Source organism: Aeromonas enteropelogenes (assembly GCF_000819845.1).
In the GTDB taxonomy this organism is placed as follows: Bacteria; Pseudomonadota; Gammaproteobacteria; order Enterobacterales; family Aeromonadaceae; genus Aeromonas; species Aeromonas enteropelogenes.
Map to the genome: position 1 here is coordinate 21994 of NZ_CDCG01000032.1, position 19063 is coordinate 41056.

At 63.2% G+C, this 19063-nt stretch carries 19 protein-coding genes; 7 read left to right on the forward strand and 12 right to left on the reverse strand.

The genetic code is table 11. The annotated features are described in order from the left end of the window. A complete protein-coding gene (locus BN1123_RS11575) occupies nucleotides 1–957 on the forward strand; it encodes an acyltransferase (RefSeq protein WP_042027145.1) in 957 nt (318 codons plus the stop codon). On the opposite strand, the gene BN1123_RS11580 is transcribed toward BN1123_RS11575, so the two are convergent. Further along, nucleotides 912–1388: a 2-thiouracil desulfurase family protein gene (locus tag BN1123_RS11580; protein WP_042027147.1), complete on the reverse strand. Its 477-nt coding sequence runs from the start codon at nucleotides 1386–1388 to the stop codon at nucleotides 912–914. The two genes, BN1123_RS11575 and BN1123_RS11580, sit on opposite strands and share 46 nt — an antisense overlap. Then, a complete protein-coding gene (locus BN1123_RS11585; protein ID WP_042027149.1) occupies nucleotides 1385–2035 on the reverse strand; it encodes an NUDIX hydrolase in 651 nt (216 codons plus the stop codon). The genes BN1123_RS11580 and BN1123_RS11585 overlap by 4 nt, the downstream gene beginning before the upstream one ends. A 74-nt stretch (nucleotides 2036–2109) precedes the next feature. Between BN1123_RS11585 and BN1123_RS11590 the strand changes: the two genes are divergently transcribed. The 5 genes from BN1123_RS11590 (at nucleotide 2110) to phnE (ending at nucleotide 7293) form a co-directional block, all read left to right on the forward strand. Beyond that, nucleotides 2110–2745, forward strand: a complete 636-nt coding sequence (locus tag BN1123_RS11590) for a nicotinamidase (RefSeq protein ID WP_042027151.1) — start codon at nucleotides 2110–2112, stop codon at nucleotides 2743–2745. Nucleotides 2746–2846: 101 nt separating this feature from the next. Then, complete coding sequence (gene pncB / locus BN1123_RS11595) at nucleotides 2847–4025, forward strand: nicotinate phosphoribosyltransferase (RefSeq protein ID WP_026457333.1); 1179 nt, start codon at nucleotides 2847–2849, stop codon at nucleotides 4023–4025. Between the two features lie 126 nt (nucleotides 4026–4151). After that, on the forward strand, nucleotides 4152–4997 hold the full coding sequence (locus BN1123_RS11600; protein ID WP_042027152.1) for a putative selenate ABC transporter substrate-binding protein: 846 nt from the start codon (nucleotides 4152–4154) through the stop codon (nucleotides 4995–4997). After that, entirely contained in the window at nucleotides 4994–5755 is a 762-nt protein-coding gene (locus BN1123_RS11605) for a phosphonate ABC transporter ATP-binding protein (protein WP_042027153.1), read from the forward strand. The genes BN1123_RS11600 and BN1123_RS11605 overlap by 4 nt, the downstream gene beginning before the upstream one ends. Next, the gene (gene phnE / locus BN1123_RS11610; protein ID WP_052449258.1) at nucleotides 5743–7293 is read left to right on the forward strand and encodes a phosphonate ABC transporter, permease protein PhnE; all 1551 of its coding nucleotides are present in this window, start codon (nucleotides 5743–5745) and stop codon (nucleotides 7291–7293) included. The genes BN1123_RS11605 and phnE overlap by 13 nt, the downstream gene beginning before the upstream one ends. Nucleotides 7294–7363: 70 nt before the next feature. On the opposite strand, the gene BN1123_RS11615 is transcribed toward phnE, so the two are convergent. The 9 genes from BN1123_RS11615 to rph all read right to left on the reverse strand — a co-directional run bounded on the left by BN1123_RS11615 (nucleotide 7364) and on the right by rph (nucleotide 16954). Further along, nucleotides 7364–7972 (reverse strand): thiol:disulfide interchange protein DsbA/DsbL, encoded by a 609-nt coding sequence (locus tag BN1123_RS11615; protein WP_042027154.1) that lies wholly within the window; start codon nucleotides 7970–7972, stop codon nucleotides 7364–7366. Between the two features lie 148 nt (nucleotides 7973–8120). Continuing rightward, complete coding sequence (locus BN1123_RS11620) at nucleotides 8121–9110, reverse strand: serine/threonine protein kinase (protein ID WP_042027155.1); 990 nt, start codon at nucleotides 9108–9110, stop codon at nucleotides 8121–8123. 100 nt (nucleotides 9111–9210) lie between these two features. After that, nucleotides 9211–10662: a cytochrome c oxidase accessory protein CcoG gene (gene ccoG, locus BN1123_RS11625; RefSeq protein ID WP_042027157.1), complete on the reverse strand. Its 1452-nt coding sequence runs from the start codon at nucleotides 10660–10662 to the stop codon at nucleotides 9211–9213. Nucleotides 10663–10858: 196 nt separating this feature from the next. Then, the gene (locus BN1123_RS11630) at nucleotides 10859–11122 is read right to left on the reverse strand and encodes a YihD family protein (protein WP_026457260.1); all 264 of its coding nucleotides are present in this window, start codon (nucleotides 11120–11122) and stop codon (nucleotides 10859–10861) included. 30 nt (nucleotides 11123–11152) lie between these two features. Continuing rightward, entirely contained in the window at nucleotides 11153–12307 is a 1155-nt protein-coding gene (locus BN1123_RS11635; protein WP_042027158.1) for a GGDEF domain-containing protein, read from the reverse strand. 192 nt (nucleotides 12308–12499) lie between these two features. Further along, on the reverse strand, nucleotides 12500–12889 hold the full coding sequence (gene cueR / locus BN1123_RS11640) for a Cu(I)-responsive transcriptional regulator (protein ID WP_026457258.1): 390 nt from the start codon (nucleotides 12887–12889) through the stop codon (nucleotides 12500–12502). A gap of 10 nt (nucleotides 12890–12899) precedes the next feature. Next, entirely contained in the window at nucleotides 12900–15320 is a 2421-nt protein-coding gene (locus tag BN1123_RS11645) for a heavy metal translocating P-type ATPase (protein WP_042027159.1), read from the reverse strand. A gap of 178 nt (nucleotides 15321–15498) precedes the next feature. Next, entirely contained in the window at nucleotides 15499–16152 is a 654-nt protein-coding gene (gene pyrE, locus BN1123_RS11650) for an orotate phosphoribosyltransferase (RefSeq protein ID WP_042027160.1), read from the reverse strand. Nucleotides 16153–16237: 85 nt separating this feature from the next. After that, nucleotides 16238–16954: a ribonuclease PH gene (rph, locus tag BN1123_RS11655; RefSeq protein WP_042027162.1), complete on the reverse strand. Its 717-nt coding sequence runs from the start codon at nucleotides 16952–16954 to the stop codon at nucleotides 16238–16240. A gap of 146 nt (nucleotides 16955–17100) precedes the next feature. Here rph and BN1123_RS11660 point away from each other — a divergent pair, with 146 nt between their 5' ends. Then, on the forward strand, nucleotides 17101–17964 hold the full coding sequence (locus BN1123_RS11660; RefSeq protein ID WP_026457168.1) for a YicC/YloC family endoribonuclease: 864 nt from the start codon (nucleotides 17101–17103) through the stop codon (nucleotides 17962–17964). A 116-nt stretch (nucleotides 17965–18080) separates the two neighbouring features. Here BN1123_RS11660 and BN1123_RS11665 read toward each other — a convergent pair whose 3' ends face one another. Then, on the reverse strand, nucleotides 18081–18986 hold the full coding sequence (locus tag BN1123_RS11665) for a LysR substrate-binding domain-containing protein (RefSeq protein ID WP_042027165.1): 906 nt from the start codon (nucleotides 18984–18986) through the stop codon (nucleotides 18081–18083). Nucleotides 18987–19063: the final 77 nt, after the last annotated feature.

Sequence of the window (19063 nt, forward strand, 5' to 3'; positions counted from 1 at the left end):
ATGTTATCCCTGCTTCCCGGCCCGCTGGTGCTACTCATCAGCGCCGGCCTGACCATTCTCTTCACTGCCCTGTGTGCCAGCATCATACTGCTGATTTCACTCGCTAAATTACTGCTGCCCATAGCGCCGTTCAGCCGCGCCTGCAGCCACCTCAACAACCGCATCATGCGCCTGTGGCTCGGCTGCAACGCCCTGGTGATCCGCCTCACCACCCGCATCGACTGGCAGGTCGAGGATGACACCCGACTGCGCAAGGATGGCTGGTATCTCATCATCAGCAACCACATGAGCTGGACCGATATCGTGGTGCTCGGCCACCTGTTTCGCGACCGGTTGCCGGTGCCCAAGTTCTTCATGAAGCACGAACTCATCTACATCCCGCTGCTGGGGTTGGCCTGCTGGGGGCTGGATATGCCCTTTATGCGCCGCTACTCACGGGAGTTTTTGCTGCGCAATCCGCATCTGCGGGGCAAGGATATCGAGACCACCCGCAACGCCTGCGAGAAGTTTCGCCACATCCCTACCACCGTCATCAACTTCGTGGAGGGGACCCGCTTCACCGAGGAGAAACGCGACGCCTCCCGCTCTCGCTTTCGCCACCTGATGCCGCCCAAGGCGGCCGGGCTGGCCTTTACTCTGGCGGCCATGGGGGAGCAGTTCGACGGCCTGATCAACGTCACCATCAGCTACCCGGACAACACAGAGGCACCGTTCAAAGACTTCCTGATGGGGCGGATGAAGCGGATCCGGGTGCGGATCGAGGAGCAGCCGATCGATGAAGCACTGATCGGCGATTACTTCAATGACAAGCAGTTCAAGCGCAGCTTTCAGGAGTGGCTGAACCAGCGCTGGCAGGAGAAGGACGCCGTGCTGGCACAGTGGCAGAAGGATGATATGACAACCGAGTCCCGTCAGGACGCCGACAAGGCGAGCGCCGAAGCCAGCTCAGGCAGCTGATCCTCGCTGAACACGGCGATGCCGTGGCGGCGCAACAGGGCAGTAGTCATGCCCTCGCCCGCCACCGAAACCCCTTCGAAGCGGCCGTTGTAGATGCGGCCGCTACCGCAGGAGGGGCTCCCCTCTTTCAGCAAGGCAAAGCGAATCCCCTGCTGCTGACAAGCCTCCAGCGCCAGCACGGCGCCGCGCGCAAACTCCGCCGTCACATCCAGCCCGCTTTCGGTCACCACCCGCACCCCCTGCCGCTCGGCAGGTGGGCGCGGGGTCGGCAGGCCGCCCGCCACCTCGGGACAGAAGGCCAGCACCCGCCCCTCGGCCCCCAGCGTCTGCAGCCAGTCGCTGACGATGCCCTTGCTCTGGCCGTCGTAACGCACTGGCTGACCCAGCAAGCAAGCGCTCACCAGTACCTTGTGCACGCCTGCGCCACTCATGCTTCCGCTCCGTGCATCACCTGATCGAACATCACGCAGCAGGGACTCTCCAGCCGGTAGAGGATGGCCGGACGCTGCTTGCCGGTCCGTTTGCGGCCGGTGTCCGTCAGTATCTCGGCGCGATGGATCCGCTTGCGAAACGCCGCCGTGTTCATGGGGGTCTGCAGGATGATCTCGAAGGCGCGCTGCACCTCGGAGAGGGTGAATTCCGTCCCCAGCAGTTGCAGCGGCAGTGTGCTGTAGCGGCTCTTGATCCGCAGCCGCTCCAGCCCTCTGGCGATGAGTTGGGGATGGTCGAAGGCGAGGCTGAGACCGGGCAGGGCCGAGAGCGGATGCCAGCAGCCGCGCGTCACCTCGACATCGGGCTCGGCCAGACAGAGATAAACGAGCGTGGTGGACCAGCCACGGGGATCCCGCTCCAGATTGCCGAGGGTGCAGACCTGCTCGCTGTAGCAATGGCCCAGCCCCCATTCGGTCAGCAGGCGGCGCAGGGCGGCGTCCAGATCCCGGTCCCGCGTCTCGTCGATGCGCAGGGCAGGCAGTTGCCAGCAGTGGGCGAAGGGGGGGCGATCGCGGGTCTCCAGCAGCAGTTCCAGCCGCTCGTCACGCAGTCGCAACACCACCATATCCAGACTCATTCTCAACATGTCGATCGCCCTGCTCGCCTTCCATTAATGTTTGGTAGATAATATCACACGAATAATATGTGCAGGAGCCACTCATGGGAATCATCGCCAGCCTGGATATTGATGCGCAGAAGGGATTCACTCCCCTCTGCCCGAATGAACTGCCCGTCGCAGGGGGGGATGATATTGTGGCTGCGCTCAACGCCCAGGCCGCTCTCGCCTCGCTGCGCATCGGCAGCAAGGACGCCCACCCCGCCAATGCAGACTGGGCAGTCTCCGATCCCGCCGGCATGCTGCTGCCGCTGGATTTGCCCAACGCCGACCTCACCTGGCCGGTGCACTGCGTGCCGGGCACCCGCGGCTTCGAGCTGCTCGACGGCCTGCCGGCCCCGGTCGATTACGACTTCTTCGTCTGGAAGGGGGTCGAGCCGGATCTGCATCCCTATGGCACCTGTTTCCACGATTTGGCGGAGCGGCGCAGCACAGGACTCATCGAATTCCTGCAAGCCCGCGGGGTCGATACCCTGCTGGTCGGCGGCCTGGCCACCGACTACTGCGTCAAGACCAGCGTGCTGCAACTGCGTCGCGCCGGTTTCCGGGTGATCGTCCACCTCGATGCCTGCCGTGGCATCGCCGCCGGGACGGTTGCCAGCGCCTGCACCCAGATGATCGAGGCTGGCGCCGAACTGGCCCAGACCCTGACCGATGTACAACGCCTGCTGGACGCCTGATATGTCCCCGACCCTCATGGGTCTGCCCGACAGCGGCGTCTGCAAACTACCTATGCAGCAGGGGTGGGCCATCTGGCTCACCGGCCTGCGGGGATACTGATATGCTGCCCATACTCAACAGCCTGCTCGACACCGATGCCTACAAGCTGCATATGCAGCAGGCGGTGTTCCATCGCTATCCGGATGCCGAGGTGGTGGCCGAATTCCACAGCCGCAACGAAGAAGACCTGTTGCCCATGATGGGCCAGATCGAGGAGCAGCTGCGCCTGGCCGGCTCCCTGCGGCTGACCAGACCCGAGCTCGACTTCCTGGCCGAGCGCCCCTTCTTCACCACCGATTATCTCGATCACCTGCGCCGCAAGCCGCTGGACGCCTCCCTGCTCAAGGTGTTCGAGCAGGATGGCCGCATCAATGTGCGGGTCGAAGGCACCTGGCAGGACGTGATCCTGTGGGAGATCCCGGTGCTCGCCATCATCAGCGAGATGCGCAACCGCTTCCGCTATCCCCAGTTTGGCGTCACTCAGGCGCTGGAGCGGCTCGACCAGAAGATCGACAAGCTGGAGCGGGATCTCAGCCCGGAAGAGATGAAGGAGTTCAACCTCATCGACTTCGGCACCCGTCGCCGCTTCTCCCACGCGGTGCAGGATGCCGTGGTGGGTCGCCTCAAGGAGCGCCTGCCGGCGTTTCGCGGCACCAGCAACTACCAGCTGGCCCAGAAATACCGGCTGCCGGCGGTGGGCACCCAGGCCCACGAGTGGTTCCAGGCCCACCAGCAGCTCGGCTTCCCGCTCGAGCACAGCCAGCGCGCCGCCCTCACCAGCTGGCTGGACGAGTTCACCGACCATCTGGGGATAGCCCTGACCGACTGCATCACCATGGATGCCTTCCTGCGCGACTTCGACTTCGAGCTGGCCAGCCGCTATCAGGGGCTGCGCCACGACTCCGGCGACCCCGTGGTGTGGGGCGAGAAGGCCATCAGCCACTACCAGCGGCTCGGCATCGACCCCACCGAGAAGACCCTGGTCTTCTCCGACGGTCTCAATCTCGACAAGGCGGTGCAGCTGATGCGCCACTTCCGCGGTCGTATCAACACCAGCTTCGGCATCGGCACCAAGCTCACCTGCGATCTGCCCGGGGTCACCCCGATGAACATCGTCTTCAAGATGATGGAGTGCAACGGTGGCCCGGTCGCCAAGATCTCCGACAGTCCGGGCAAGACTCTGTGCCGGGATGCGGACTTCATCCGCAACCTCAAGCAGGCCTTCCACGTCGGGGTGTAGCCCCCATTTTTGCGGGGAGCATCTTGCGCCCGGGGCCGGTGGCCCCCTACCATGACCCCCCTGATAAGGTCCGACTCGTGTCGGGCCTTTCTATTACCCGAACGACAGACCACAAAGGAATGCACCATGACCCGTAAATGGATCCTCGCTCTCACCACCTTGTTCGCCAGCCTGAGCGCCGTCGCCGCCGAACCGCTGCGGGTCTCCGCCATCCCGGACGAAGCCCCCACCGAGCTGCAGCGCAAGTTTGCTCCGCTGGGTGACTACCTGGCCGAGAAGACGGGCCGTGAAGTAGTGTTCGTGCCGGTCAACGACTACGCCGCCGTGGTTGAAGCGCTGGCCGCCGGCAAGCTGGACATGGCCTGGCTCGGAGGCTTCACCTATGTGCAGGCCCACCGCCGTGCCGACAAGGTGGTACCCCTGGTGCAGCGCCAGGAAGATGCCCAGTTCACCTCCAAGTTCATCGCCAATGCCGACAGCGGCATCAAAACCCTGGCCGACACCAAGGGCAAGGACTTCGCGTTCGGCTCCCCCTCCTCCACCTCGGGTCACCTGATGCCGCGCCACTTCCTGGCCGAACAGGGCATCAACCCGGAGCGTGACTTCGCCCACGTCGCCTTCTCCGGCGCCCACGACGCCACCGTCGCCTGGGTCGCTTCCGGCAAGGTGCCGGCCGGCGCGCTCAACGCTTCCGTGTGGGAGAAACTGGTGGAAGAGGGCAAGGTCGACACCGCCAAGGTCAAGGTGATCTGGACCACCCCCACCTACTTTGACTACAACTGGACCGTGCGCGGCGACATGGATCCGGCCCTGCAAGAGAAGATCAAGCAGGCCTTCCTCAGCCTGGATCCGGTGGTACCCGCCCAGGCCGAGATCCTCAAGCTGCAACGCGCCAGCCGCTTCATCGAGACCAAGCCCGAGAACTACCTGGGCATCGAAGCCGCCGCAACCCAGGCCGGCCTGCTGAAGTGATCGCCGTCGCGCTGGACGGGGAAGGATTGCGGCTCGGCCAGAGCCGCATCCTGCAGCCGTTTCGCCTGCAAATTGCGGCGGGCGAGTGCGTAGCCGTCATAGGGCCAAGCGGCGCGGGCAAGACCAGTCTGCTGCGGCTGATCGGCACCGAGCTGCGCGGCGAAGGCAGGCTCGCCCTCTGGGATCAGGATCCCTGGTCCCTCTCTACCCGGGACCGCCAGCGGCTGCGCAGCCGGATCGGCATGGTCTGGCAGCAACCGCCGCTGCCCGCCTCCCAGAAGGTGGTGACCGCAGTGCTGGCCGGTCGGCTCGGCCAGTGGTCTCTCGGCCGTTCCTTACTCTCCCTGCTGCGTCCTTGCGACCCCGAAGGCGCGCGGACCGAGCTGGCCCGCCTCGGCCTTGCCGACAAGTGGCAGCAACGCTGCGGCGAGCTCTCCGGTGGCCAGTTGCAACGGGTCGGCATCGCCCGGGTGCTCTATCAACAGCCGGATCTGATCCTGGCGGACGAACCCGTCTCCGCCCTCGACCCCGTGCTCGCCCAGAGCAGTCTGGATGCCCTGCTGGCCCAGGCCCGAGCCCGGGGCAGCACCCTTGTCGCCAACCTGCATGCAGTCGAGCTGGCGCTCGGCCGTTTCCCACGCATCATCGGTTTGCGCGAGGGGCGGGTGCAGTTCGATTGTCCGGCGGCAGCCGTTACCCAGGCCATGCTGGCCGACCTCTACGCCGGTGATGACGAGGCGGCGGCGTGTTCAATTTGACTACTAGCCGCTGGCGCCATCCCCTGCCCTGGCTGTTGCTGCTGATCGGCTACAGCCTGTGGCAACAAGCCGATGGCTGGCTCGGCCTGTTCGACGGCCAGAGCTGGCGGCAGATGGGCAACTTCCTCGCCACCAGCTGGCCACCCCGCGTCGATCGGGACTTTCTCGCCCTGACCCTGACCGCGACCCTGGAGAGCCTGGCCGTCGCGACCCTGGGGCTGGCGGGTGCCCTGCTGCTCGGCGTGCCTTTTGCCCTGCTCGGCTCGCGCGCCCTGTCGCTGGCCGAACTGGGTCCGGTTCCCAGTCCGCTGCGCGGCGCCTTGCGGGCCCTCTCGCGCCTTGTCGCCATCGTGCTGCGCAGCCTGCCCGAGCTCATCTGGGCGCTGCTGTTCGTGCGCCTGTCCGGGCTCGGGCCGCTGGCCGCCATCCTGGCCATCGCCGTCAGCTACGGCGGCATGCTGGCCAAGGTTTACAACGAGATCATGGAGAGCGGTGCCCTGCAACCGGCCCGCGCCCTGCTGCTCGGCGGCAGCGGCCGGTTGCAGGCACTCTGGTATGGCGTGCTGCCTGCGGTGCGCCAGGAGCTGCTCTCCTACACCGTCTATCGCTGGGAGTGCGCCCTGCGCGCCTCCGTCATCATGGGCTTCGTCGGGGCCGGCGGACTTGGCCAGCAGCTCGAACTCTCCCTGCGCATGTTTGCCGGTGGCGAGGTGGTGACCCTGCTGCTGGCCTTCATCCTGCTGGTGACCCTGGCGGATGGCCTCAGCGCCTGGCTGCGCCATAGCCGCTCCCCCGGCCTGCTGTTGCTGATCTGCCTGGGGCTGGCCGCAGCTCTCGCCCTTTACCAGCTCGACTGGCGCATGCTGAGCTTCTCCCTGAGCGGGCTGGGTTCCTTCGTGGGGGAGTTTTTGCGACCGGACTGGTCATGGCCCTTCCTCAAGACTGTGGCCAGCGGCCTGCTCGATACGGTGCAGATGGCGCTGTTGAGTACCCTCTTCAGCGCCCTGCTGGCCCTGCCGCTCGCCTGTCTCGCCCGTCACTGCTGGCCGCTGCGCCTGCTGTTCAACCTGCTGCGCTCCGTGCCCGAGCTCATCTTCGCCAGCCTGCTGGTGATCGCGGTCGGACTGGGTCCGGTGGCAGGCATACTGGCGCTGACCCTGCACACCACGGGCGTGCTGGCGCGCCTCTTCGTGGAGACCCTGGAGAACGCGGATCCCGCCCCTCGCCTCGCCCTGCAGTTGAGCGGGGCTGGCCCCATCGCCAGTTTCTGGTACGGGCTGTTTCCGCTGGTGACGCGCCAGTGGCTGGCCTACAGCCTCTATCGCGGCGAGATGAACCTGAGGGCCGCCACCATACTCGGCGTAGTCGGTGCCGGCGGCCTGGGGCAGCAGCTCTATGTATCGTTGAGCCTGTTTCGCTACGATCAGACCGCCACCCTGCTGCTGGCCATACTGTTGCTGGTCTGGCTGGCGGAGGCCATCAGCCGCCGCACCCGCTTGCCGCGCCCGGCCCCCACCCAGCAGAATTGCCAGATCTGACGCAGGCTCCGGATAAACAAAAAGCCCGCCGGTTTGCACCGGCGGGCTTTTTTCATCGGGTCACTCCGGATCAGTCTTTCTTGGCCAGCAGGAATTTCACCAGCTGGTTGAACTGTTCCTGGGAAGTAATGGATTCGATTTTCACCATGTACTTGCCGTTGACCAGGAAGGCCGGTACACCACGAATGTTGTAGCTCTCGGTGTTGCGGTCAAACTGGGAAACCATGCCGGAGACGGCGAAGCTGTCGACGGCACCGTCAAACTCCTCGGCCGGCACGCCGTTGTCCACGAAGATCTGCTTCACGTCATCGCGGCTCATCGGCGGTTTGCGCTGGGTATGGATCTTGTTGAAGATGGCCGGAGTCAGCTTGCCTTCAACGTTCAGCAGGGTCGCCAGCGCGTAGGCACGCTGCATCTCCGGGCCCATTTCACGGCCCAGGAAGGCAACCGGGTTCTTCTTGAGAGGAACGCCCTGCGGCAGATCCTGCTTCAGCTGTTCCACGATCGGTTCGAACGTCGAGCAGTGCGGGCAGTAGTAGGAGAAGAACTCCAACACTTCCGGCTGGGCGGTGCCAGTCTGCTTGACCACGTCATAGTTAACGCCTTCCTTGAATTCGGGGGCGGCGTGAACCATGGGCATCATCAGCATGGCAGCGAGGAAAAATAGGATTTTTTTCATGATGTTTCCTGTTAAGGGATCACTGTGAGGCACGCCCGGCGAACCGAAGCAGTGCCAAGCCTATTGCGTCCCCCCTTCGCCGTCAATGGCAAAGAAGTGACCGGGGATCCCTCCTCCCGCGCTCGTCACCAGCCGGGTTGCGCCCCGATCACCAACCCGGCGTCAGAGTCAGGGGCGGCGCCTTGAGCGCCTCCAGCTGGTCGTGCAGGGTCGCGATCTGCTGACGCCAGTAATGCTCGGTATTGAACCAGGGGAAGTGACGGGGGAAGGCGGGATCTTCCCAGCGCCGCGCCAGCCAGGCCATGTAGTGGACGATGCGCATGGCCCGCAGCGGTTCGATGAGCGTCAGCTCGCGCGGATCAAACTCCATGAACTCCTCGTAACCCGCCAGCAGGGTATCGAGCTGGACCAGCTGCTCGTGGCGCTCGCCGCTCAGCATCATCCAGAGATCCTGGATGGCGGGACCGGTGCGGCAATCATCGAGATCGACGAACAGGGGGCCATCGCGCCACAGGATGTTACCCGGGTGGCAGTCGCCGTGCAGGGAGATGTGGGAGACATCCAGGCTCATGGCATCGCCGACATGCTTGATCAGCTCGTCGAGCACGCCGAAGAACTGTTTGGCCAGCCCGCTCGGCAACCACTCGCCGGCCGCCAGCAGCTGCCGCGGCTCGTGCAACATGCTCTCCACATCCAGCCGGACGCGATGGTGAAACGGCTTGCTGGCACCAATCTGGTGGATGCGGCCAAGGTAGCGCCCCACCCACTCCAGCTGATCCAGGTTGTCCACCTCGAACTGGCGGCCACCGACGCTCTGCCAGATGGCGAAGAGGTAGCCCTGATGCTCCAGCAGGGTCTCCCCCGCGAAGGAGAGAGGCGAGGCGACCGGGATCTCCGCCTCGGCCAGACGGGCGGCAAACTCGTGCTCCTCCAGGATCTGGGCCCGGCTCCAGCGGCCGGGGCGGTAGAACTTCACCACATAGCGACGACGATCCTCGTCCTGAAACTGATAGACCCGGTTCTCGTAGCTGTTGAGTTCGATAAGGCCGGAGTCGAGCCGCAGACCGCTGAGATCCAGCGCATCCATGATGAGGTCGGGTGTGAGATCGGAATAGTTGAAACGCATGTCATCCACCATGAGAAAGGGGCGCCGTAGCGCCCCATTCTATCACCACTCGTTGAGATGGATGCCTGAACCGGGCAACCACTTTTATGAGTGCTGACTGCCGCCCCTGCCGTTATAGCCGGCTGATAAACTTGCTGGCCTGACGCAGGGTGCCCTTGCTGTCATCGTCGGCAGCGCCTTCGCGTTTGAGCACGAACTGGATGTCCAGCGCCGGCCGCTTCAGGTTGTAGGGGTCGACCGCCAGACTCACCGGCAAGGTATAAATTTCTCCCGCCTTCAGGGTCACCTCGCGCGGACCGAACCACTCGTGCTCCGGCAGCCCCTCCACGTCCAGCTGATAGGTCTGGGATTGCAGGGTCTTGTTGAGGATCTTGAGGGTGTAGGTGTTCTCGATAAGCCCTTCGCTGTTCTCGCGGAACAGCTGGTTGCGATCCCGCAGGATATCGAGCCCCATCGGCATGATGGACATGGCGTTGTAGACGAAGACCCCCAGCATGATAGCCATCACCAGGCCGTAACCAATCAGCTTGGGCCGCGCCACATGAGTGGAGTCGTTGGCCAGCTTGTGCTCGGTGGTGTAGCTGATGAGCCCCTTCGGATAGCCCATCCGCTCCATGGTCTGGTCGCAGGCGTCGACACAGGCGCCACAGTTGATGCACTCGTACTGCAGGCCGTCACGAATGTCGATGCCGGTCGGACAGACCTGCACGCACAGATCGCAATCGATGCAGTCTCCCAGCCCCAGCGCCTTGTGGTCCGCCTTGCGGGCACGGGCACCGCGGGTCTCGCCGCGCTTGGTGTCATAGCCGACGATGAAGGTGTCCTTGTCGAACATGGCAGACTGGAAGCGGGCATAGGGGCACATGTGGATACACATGATGGCGCGCATCCAGCCGGCGTTGCCGTAGGTACAGATGGTGAAGAAGATCACCCAGAACATCACCCAGCCACCCGCCTGCAGGGTCAGAACGTCGGGCACCAGGTTGGTCACATCCTGGAAGTAGGCGACGAAGGTAAGGCCGGTCGCCAGCGAGATGACTAGCCAGGCCAGGTGTTTGGCCCCCTTGCGGGCCAGCTTCTCGCCGCTCCAGGGCGCCGCATCCAGCTTGCGCCGCTTGTTGGCAGGTCCCTCCAGCTTCTCTTCAAACCAGATGAACATGAAGGTCCAGACCGTCTGCGGGCAGAGATAGCCACACCAGACCCGGCCAAGGAAGGTGGTCACGAAAAAGAGCGCGAAGGCCGCGATCATGAAGATCCAGGCGAGCAGAGTCAGGTCCTGCGGCCAGATGGTGGCACCGAAGATGTGGAACTGCTGGTGAGCGAGGTCGAACAGTATCGCCTGGCGCCCTTCGTAGCGCAGCCAGGGCAGCAGCACGAACAGGGCGACGAAGAACCACCCCATTCCCTTGCGCACCCGCTGCCAGTACCCGGTCTGGGCCCGGACATAGATGCGGTTGCCGGGGTTGAATCTGTCGTCGCTGGCTTTGAACGTGTTGGGGTTGAAAGTCCCGGTTACGCTCTTGTCGGTGACATCCTTGATATCGATTTTTTCATGATCGGCCATTGCAAGACATCGCTCCCTTATTTGTTATGGAGCGGATTATATCTTAAACAACCTGCTAATTGTGTGGATTAGATGTATCTAATATTGGCGATCGATCGCAAATTTCGGTAACAAAAAAGGCGTTTCGCCCATTGACGAAACGCCTTTAAAGAGATTCCACTGAAACCAGGCCAGGTGTCCAGCACACCGCCCGGGGTCACTTGATGCCGCGTGCCTTGAGCAGGGCTTCCTTGAAATCCGGCACATGATCCTTGGCCAGACCGGGGATCATCGCCTGCTTGTCGGATTCCCGCATCTTGAGGTGATAGATCAGCATGTCGTCGGTCAGCTCGGACAGGGGACCTTCAAATCCCGCTTCTTTGGCCAGTTTGGCAACAAACTGCACCAGGCTGAGATCCTGTTCCTTGATCCAGGCAGGCTGCAACAACTCCAGCAGCTCTTCGATACGATGACATTGCATAGACAACCTCTTCAATCTGTCACGTTAAACTCAGGCAACCTTACCCATCAAGGCCACTTCGATTCGATCCCGCCCATTATGCTTGGCCTGATAGAGGGCCGCATCCGCTTTTTGGATCAAATCGGCAATTTTCATGCTGTTGTCCGGGATCAGGGTGGCCACGCCAAAGCTGCAGGTGACCCGGCTCGAGACCAGGGACTTCTGATGGGGAATGCCTAATTCCTTGAGTGCGGTGCGTATCCTGTCCGCCACCTGCAGTGCCCCCTGCATGCCGGTACAGGGCAGCAGCAGGGCAAACTCTTCGCCCCCATAACGGGCCGCCAGATCATCTTCCCGCCGCTCGACCCCGGCCAGCAGTCTGCCTACCTGCTGCAGGCAGTCATCACCCAGCTGGTGACCATAGAAGTCATTGAACTGTTTGAAATAATCCACATCCAGCAGGACCAGCGAGAGCGGCGCCCTGGCACGATGACAGCGCCGCCACGCCCGCTCGAGACAGTCATCAAGATGGGCACGATTGGCAATACCGGTCAGTCCGTCGAGACGGGAGGTGAGGCGCAGATGCTCCGACACCGCCTTCAATTCGGCCACCAGATCGGCGTTGGAGAAACGGTGATAGAGGGAGGCCACCTGATCCCGGCGCAGGCGGCGCAGCAGGGTCGGCAAAAAGACGAACAGGTAGCCGGCCAGCATGGTGGAAACGATCCGCTCCTGCTCGTTGCCGACTCCGAGCTCGAACAGCATGGCGAGCCCCAGCGGCAGCACGGCGCCATAAACGATGCGGCGAGAGCCAAACAGCATGATGGCGCTGCCGGTGAGGATCAGGCTGGTCAGCATCATCATGGCGGCACGATAGGTATCCGGCAGCTTGTCCATGTAGAGCAGCACGCCGAGCGCCCAGATGATGGAGGTGACGGTCACCCCGATGAACATCTCCCGCTCCAGGACAGGCACCGCAGTCTGCTGCAACGCGGGCTGACGCCAGCGCAGATGCCAATAGCGGAACAGCAGCAACAGGAACACAGCGGCCAACCAGCCCAGCGCCTCACTGACGGGCAGATAGTCATGAAACAGCAGACTCCAGCCAAACGCCAGCAGGCCCAGACAGGGAAGACTGAACAAGGCGTGAGTATAAAGCTGAACCATAATGGCCTGCTTCACCTGGTGTGTGACACTCTGGGTCAACTGAGTACTCCTGTACAAGAGCCGAACAGTCTACCATCCCCCCCAGTGAGCAACAATAAAGCGCCTTTTATTAAGAAGTTAGTCAACTTTGCCGCAGCCGGATGCCGACCAAAAAGAGGGAGGCAAGCCGTTCACAAACGACCTGTCTCCCTCTTTTTTCCATCATGACGCCGGCGTCTGCCGGGCCGGATTTCAGCCTTTTTCCAGCTCGTCGAGGATCGGGCATTCAGGATTTTCATCCCCGTGACAGCAACCGACCAGCCCCTCGAGGGAGCTGAGCATGGCCTGCAGCCCGGCAATGCGAGCGCGCAGATCGACGATCTTCTCCTGGGCCAGTTTCTTCACCTGGGCACTGGATCTGTGCTCATCCCGATAGAGCGCCAGCAGCTCCTGACACTCCTCCAGATTGAACCCGGTCTCCCGTGCCCGCTTGACGAAACGCAGCTCCCGCAGCGATCCCTCGGTATAGCTGCGATAGCCGTTGTCGCTGCGGATCGGCGCCGAAATCAGGCCGATGCTCTCGTAGTAACGGATGGTCTTGGCGGTCAGCCCAGTGGCTTTGGCTACCTTGCTGATGTTCATGGATGACTCCTTACATGTCTGTTCGAGTGCCAGCATGGTTGCCCGCCTTGGGCTGCCAGCGTTTCAATAACAGGGAATTGCTCAATACCGTGATGCTGCTCAGGGCCATGGCAGCCCCCGCCAGCTCGGGGCTGAGGTAGCCCAGCGCCGCCAGCGGAATACCGATGATGTTGAACACGAAGGCCCAGAACAGATTCTGCTGTATGGTGCGCCAGGTGGCCGCCGAGATGTCGATGGCATCGGCCACCAGCCGCGGGTCAGCTCGCATGAGCGTGATGGCGGCAGTCTCCATCGCCACGTCGGAGCCGGAGCCCATGGCGATCCCCACGTCCGCCGCGGCCAGCGCTGGGGCATCGTTCACCCCGTCCCCCACCATGGCTACCAACCCCTGGGTACGCGCCCGCAGCGCCTCGACTTTCTCCACCTTGCCGGCTGGCAGCACTGAGTCAAACGCCCCGTCCAGCCCCAGCTTGGCGGCGATATGGGCCACCGGCGCCGGCGCATCGCCGCTCACCAGCCAGCTGGCGATGCCGCGCTGGCGCAAGGTGGCGATGGCGGCTGGGCTCTCCGGTCGCAGGGTATCGGCCAGGGCGGCGATGCCCACCGCCACTCCATCGATGGCGACCCAGACCCGGGTTGCCCCGTCAGCGGGCTGTTCATCCTGCTGCGGCTGTGCAATGCCAAGCTGAGCCAACAGGCTGGTGTTGCCGATGGCGACCGTATGGCCCGCCACCTGACCCATGATGCCAGCGCCAACCCGCACCTCCACCGCTTCCGGTTGGGGCAACACGGCGTCCTGACCGACCGCCTCGCGCATGGCTTGCGCCAGCGGGTGCTCGCTCGCCTGCTGCAGGGCCGCGGCCAGGCGCAGCTGCTCATCGGTGCCGCTCCAGCTCGCCAACACAGGCCGACCCTGAGTAAGCGTGCCGGTCTTGTCGAAGATAAGCGCCTTGATGGCGTGAGCCTTCTGCAGGGTGTCCACATCTTTTATCAGAATACCGTGGCGCGCTGCCACCCCGGTGCCGGTCACTATGGCCGCCGGCGTGGCCAGACCCAGGGCGCAGGGGCAGGCAATCACCAGCACGGCCACCGCAGCCAGCAGCGCCTGACCGAAGTCACCGCTATAGGCATACCAGGCCAGCAGGGTGAACAGGGCGATGGCCATCACCACCGGCACGAACACGGCGGAAACCTTGTCCACCAGTTGTTGCAGCGGCGCCTTGCCCATCTGGGCATTTTCCACCAGGGCAATGATCTTGCTGAGGCTGGAGTCCTCCCCCACGGTCGTGGCTTCGATCTCCAGCACGCCGGAGCGGTTGATGGCCCCGCCCAGCACGCACTCCCCCAGTCCCCGCGGCACCGGCAGGCTCTCGCCGGTGAGGATCGACTCATCCAGCTCGCTCTCGCCGCTCAGGATCTTGCCGTCCACCGGTACCCGCTCACCCACCAGCACTCGCAGCCGATCGCCGCGCAGCACATCATCGATGGCCACGCTCTGCCAGCTCTCGCCGCGCCAGACGGTAGCAGTATCCGGGCGCAGCGCCATCAGCTCGCGAATGGCGGAGCGGGTGCTGCGCTTGGCCCTGGCCTCCAGCAATTTTCCGAGGGAGATCAGGGTGATGATGATGGCGCTTGCCTCGAAATAGAGCTTGCCGCTGGCGGCCATCCCCAGCGTCAGCAACAGATAGAGGCTGTAGAAATAGGCGGCGCTGGTACCGGTCGCCACCAGCACGTCCATATTGGCGGAGCGATTCTTGATGGCGAGCCAGGCGCCACGATAGAAGCGTCTGCCTACCCAGAACTGCACCGGCGTGGCGAGCACCAGCTCCAGCCAGGCGGGCAGATGCCAGGGCAGCAGGCCAGCCATGGCGAGCATGCCCACCAGCAGCGGCAGGGTCAGCAGCGCCGAGACGATAACCTGGATCAGAGCCTGGTGGGCGGCGGCAGACTCCTGCGCCTCTCGCTCCAGCAACTGCTGGCGGCGGGCACTGGCCGATCCTTGCGCCAGCTGGGCACCAAACCCGAGCGCCTCGATCTGCTCGCGCAGGGAGGCTGGGGTCTGGATACCGGGCACCTGGGTGATGCGGGCCTGTTCGATGGAGAAATTGACCTCGGCCGAGAGCACGCCGGGCAGGGCTGTCAGCATCCGTTCGAGGCGGGCCGAGCAGCCTGCGCAGGTCATGCCGCTGATCTGGAAGGTAAAGGATTCACTGCCGTAGTCGTAGCCCTGCCCCTTGATGCTCTCCAGCACTGCGGACAGCCGGCCCGGATCGTCCAGCTCGATGGCGGCCTGTTCCAGCGCAAAGTTGACGGAAGCCGTCACCCCTTCAAGCTGATTAAGGGCGGCGGAGATGCGGCTGGCACAATTGGCACAGCTCATGCCTGTGAGCGGCAGCTGCAGATGGATGGGTAATTGAATATGAGTGGTCATCTTGTTCCTCCCCGGAACCAATCGGCCAAAATGGCGCCGATGACCAAACCCTAACCTTTACTGTAAGGGTAAACTCAAGCCACATGATCCACTTTTTGCAGATGAAAAAACGGCGCCCGTTTGCTACCCAGGAGCAAATGGGCGCCACATTCAGCTATTGCGCGGGATGAACGGCAGCTCAGATGCCGTACTGGGCGCGATAGGCTTTCATGGCAGTCAGTTGCGTAACCAGTTCCGGCTGCTCTGCCTGTTTCTCTTCCAGATAGGCGATGAGATCGCTCATCTGGATGATGGCGATGATGTGGGCACCGTAGTCACGCTCCACCTCCTGAATGGCGGAGAGCTCGCCCTTGCCCTTCTCCTGGCGGTCCAGCGCGATCAGCACGCCAGCCAGGGAAGCGCCGTTGGCCTGGATCAGGTCCATGGATTCGCGAATGGCGGTACCGGCGGTGATGACGTCATCCACCAGCATGATGCGCCCCTTGAGCGGGCTGCCCACCAGGTTGCCGCCCTCGCCGTGATCCTTGGCCTCCTTGCGGTTGAAGCACCAGGGCACGTCCACGTCGTGCTGCTCCACCAGTTGTACCGCAGTGGCGGAGGCGATGGGGATCCCCTTGTAGGCCGGGCCAAACAGCACATCGAACTCGATGCCGGCATCCATCAGGGCGGCGGCGTAGAAACGGCCGAGGCGGGCCAGATCGCGACCACTGTTGAACAGGCCGGCGTTGAAGAAGTAGGGGCTCTTGCGACCGGATTTCAGGGTAAATTCACCGAATTTGAGGACCTGTTTCTCCAGGGCGAACTCGATAAATTGACGCTGGTAGGCTTTCATTCTGGCTCCTTGCTTGGCTTGCGTATGTGGGGGTAAGTCTCGGGTATAAAAAACGCGGCCAATGCCGCGTTTTTCAAAACAGAAATCAGGAGAGCGACTGCTTCTGCAGCGCGATAATCTCTTCGATGCCGCCCTTGGCGAGCGCCAGCATGGCCAGCAACTCCTCATGGGTGAATGGCTCGGCCTCCGCAGTGCCCTGCACCTCGATGATGCGACCATCCTCGGTCATTACCACGTTCATGTCGGTCTCGGCGGCGGAATCTTCTATGTACTCCAGATCGCAGATGGCTTCCCCTTCGAACATGCCGACGGAGACGGCGGCGATCATCTGTTTGAGCGGGCTCTGCTTGATCAGCCCCTTCTCCACCATCCAGTTCAGGGCATCCACCAGGGCCACGCAGGCACCGGTAATGGAAGCAGTGCGGGTGCCGCCATCGGCCTGCAACACGTCACAGTCCACCGTGATGGTGTGCTCGCCGAGCGCGGTCAGATCCACGGCGGCGCGCAGGGAGCGGGCGATCAGACGGGAGATCTCCAGGGTGCGGCCACTCTGTTTGCCGGAGGCTGCCTCGCGGTTCATCCGGGAGTGGGTGGAGCGCGGCAGCATACCGTACTCGGCGGTCACCCAGCCCTGGCCCTTGCCCTTCAGGAAGCGCGGCACGCTGGTGTCGACGCTGGCGGTGCAGAGCACGCGGGTATTACCGAACTCCACCAGCACCGAGCCTTCCGCATGCTTGGTGAAATGACGGGTGATGGTAACCGGGCGAACTTGCGCGGCGGTGCGATCGCTGGGACGTGGCATGGGACGGACCTCTGGGCTGGCTGAATTGGCGCAGGAGTATAAGTGATCCTGCCCCAAATATCAGCCGCTAAAACCAAGGCAGCGGCTGACGGCACCAGCCTGGCTGGGTATACTGCCCCCACACTTCATCAAGCCCGGAACAATCAATGATTCACAGCATGACCGCCTACGCCCGCAAGGAATTCAAGGGCGACTGGGGCACAGCCGTTTGGGAAATTCGTTCGGTCAACCAGCGCTATCTGGAAACCTACATTCGCCTGCCGGAACAACTGCGCAGCCTGGAGCCGGTACTGCGTGAGCGTTTCCGCGCCAAACTGCAGCGTGGCAAGGTGGAGTGCAACCTGCGTTTCGAGGCCGCTCAGGCCGCCGCCAGCCAGCTTCATATCAATGAAGAGCTGGCCAAGCTCATCATCGACAGCGCCAGCTGGGTAATGAAAGAAGCAGGCCAGGGCCAGCTCAACCCAGTCGACGTACTGCGCTGGCCGGGCGTGATGGCCGCCGCCGAGCAAGACATGGATGCGGTCGCCACCGAACTGATGGGCGGTTTCGACCTGACCCTGGACGACTTCCTCGCCTCCCGCGCCAGTGAAGGGGCCAACCTCAAGGCACTGATCGAGCAGCGTCTGGCCGGCATCCAGGTGGAAGTGACCAAGGTTCGCGCCCACCTGCCGCAGATCATCGAGTGGCAGCGCCAAAAGCTCACCGACCGGCTGGCCGAAGCCAAAGTCGAGCTGGATCCGGCTCGCATCGAGCAGGAGATCGTGCTGCTGGCCCAGAAGATCGACGTGGCCGAAGAGCTGGATCGTCTGGAGATGCACATCAGCGAGACCAACAAGATCATGAAGAAGGGTGGCGCCTGTGGCCGTCGTCTCGACTTCATGATGCAGGAGTTCAACCGCGAATCGAACACCCTCGGCTCCAAGTCCATCAACGCCGAAGTGACCCAGTCCGCCGTCGAGCTGAAGGTCCTCATCGAGCAGATGCGCGAGCAGATCCAGAACATCGAGTGATGCCTCGCAAGGCGAGCCTGTCGCCGCAGTAATCGAGTGAGAGAGCCCTTGAATTTCAAGGGCTTTTTATTTGTCCGGCCAGCGCGGCCCAAGAGCAAGCTCCTGGCGGCCTCCCCCTAGCCTATCGGCCGGGTCAGGGCCGGTTGCTGGGGGGCGCCGAGCCGCTCGGCGAGATAGTCCACCAGCAGCCGCACCTTGGGAGAGAGGTGGCGGTTGTGGGGATAGAGGGCCCAGATCCCCTCCGCCGGCGCTCGCAGCTCGGGCAGCAGCTCGATAAGCTCGCCGCTGGCCAGATGGTCGCTGACGTAGTAGTCCGGCAGCTGGATGATGCCGATCCCCTTGAGCGCCGCATCGAGCAGGGCGTGGCCGCTGTTGCACTGCAGCAGGCCGTGCACCCGCACACTGTGGGAGCGGCCATCCAGGGTGAAATACCACTCGTCGCTGTTGCCCACCAGACAGGTGTGACGGGCAAGCTCCGAGAGACTGTTGGGCATGCCGTAGCGGGCTGTGTAGGCCGGCGAGGCACAGACATAGGGCACCCGCTGCGCCAGCTTGCGCGCCACCAGGCTGGAGTCCTTGAGGTGGCCGAGCCGCAGTGCCAGATCGTAACCCTCGTGCACCAGGTCCAGCAGCTGGTTGGTGAGGTTGAGGGTCACCTCCAGCTGGGGGTAACGCACCATGAAGTCGTTCACCAGCGGCGCGACCCGACTCTCGCCGTAGGAGACGGGGGCCGTGATGCGCAGGGTGCCATTCGGCACCGCCTGATGGCGCCCCACCGCCAGCTCCGCCTCGTAGAGGTTGTCCAGCAGCTGGCGGCAGTGGCGGTAATAGATCTCGCCGAGCTCGGTGAGTCGCACCTGACGGGTGGTGCGCAGCAGCAGCTTGGCCTGCAGCCTGTCTTCCAGCTGCGCCACCTGGCGGCTGACCTGAGCAACCGACACCCCCAGCTTGCGAGCGGCCGGGGTAAAGCCCCCCTGCTCCGCCACGCTGACAAATTCACAGATCCCTTCCCAGCCGAACATTATTACCTATGTGTAAAAGTGATTTGAGATTTCGCCTTATTATCACTAAATCGACGGGAAACTACACTGGATGTCCG

Coding starts and splice junctions, on each gene's coding strand:
- BN1123_RS11575 (WP_042027145.1), top strand. CDS start 1: ATGTTATCCCTGCTTCCCGGCCCGCTGGTGCTACTCATCAGCGCCGGC.
- BN1123_RS11580 (WP_042027147.1), bottom strand. CDS start 1,388: ATGAGTGGCGCAGGCGTGCACAAGGTACTGGTGAGCGCTTGCTTGCTG.
- BN1123_RS11585 (WP_042027149.1), bottom strand. CDS start 2,035: ATGTTGAGAATGAGTCTGGATATGGTGGTGTTGCGACTGCGTGACGAG.
- BN1123_RS11590 (WP_042027151.1), top strand. CDS start 2,110: ATGGGAATCATCGCCAGCCTGGATATTGATGCGCAGAAGGGATTCACT.
- pncB (WP_026457333.1), top strand. CDS start 2,847: ATGCTGCCCATACTCAACAGCCTGCTCGACACCGATGCCTACAAGCTG.
- BN1123_RS11600 (WP_042027152.1), top strand. CDS start 4,152: ATGACCCGTAAATGGATCCTCGCTCTCACCACCTTGTTCGCCAGCCTG.
- BN1123_RS11615 (WP_042027154.1), bottom strand. CDS start 7,972: ATGAAAAAAATCCTATTTTTCCTCGCTGCCATGCTGATGATGCCCATG.
- BN1123_RS11620 (WP_042027155.1), bottom strand. CDS start 9,110: ATGGTGGATGACATGCGTTTCAACTATTCCGATCTCACACCCGACCTC.
- ccoG (WP_042027157.1), bottom strand. CDS start 10,662: ATGGCCGATCATGAAAAAATCGATATCAAGGATGTCACCGACAAGAGC.
- BN1123_RS11630 (WP_026457260.1), bottom strand. CDS start 11,122: ATGCAATGTCATCGTATCGAAGAGCTGCTGGAGTTGTTGCAGCCTGCC.
- cueR (WP_026457258.1), bottom strand. CDS start 12,889: ATGAACATCAGCAAGGTAGCCAAAGCCACTGGGCTGACCGCCAAGACC.
- BN1123_RS11645 (WP_042027159.1), bottom strand. CDS start 15,320: ATGACCACTCATATTCAATTACCCATCCATCTGCAGCTGCCGCTCACA.
- pyrE (WP_042027160.1), bottom strand. CDS start 16,152: ATGAAAGCCTACCAGCGTCAATTTATCGAGTTCGCCCTGGAGAAACAG.
- rph (WP_042027162.1), bottom strand. CDS start 16,954: ATGCCACGTCCCAGCGATCGCACCGCCGCGCAAGTTCGCCCGGTTACC.
- BN1123_RS11660 (WP_026457168.1), top strand. CDS start 17,101: ATGATTCACAGCATGACCGCCTACGCCCGCAAGGAATTCAAGGGCGAC.
- BN1123_RS11665 (WP_042027165.1), bottom strand. CDS start 18,986: ATGTTCGGCTGGGAAGGGATCTGTGAATTTGTCAGCGTGGCGGAGCAG.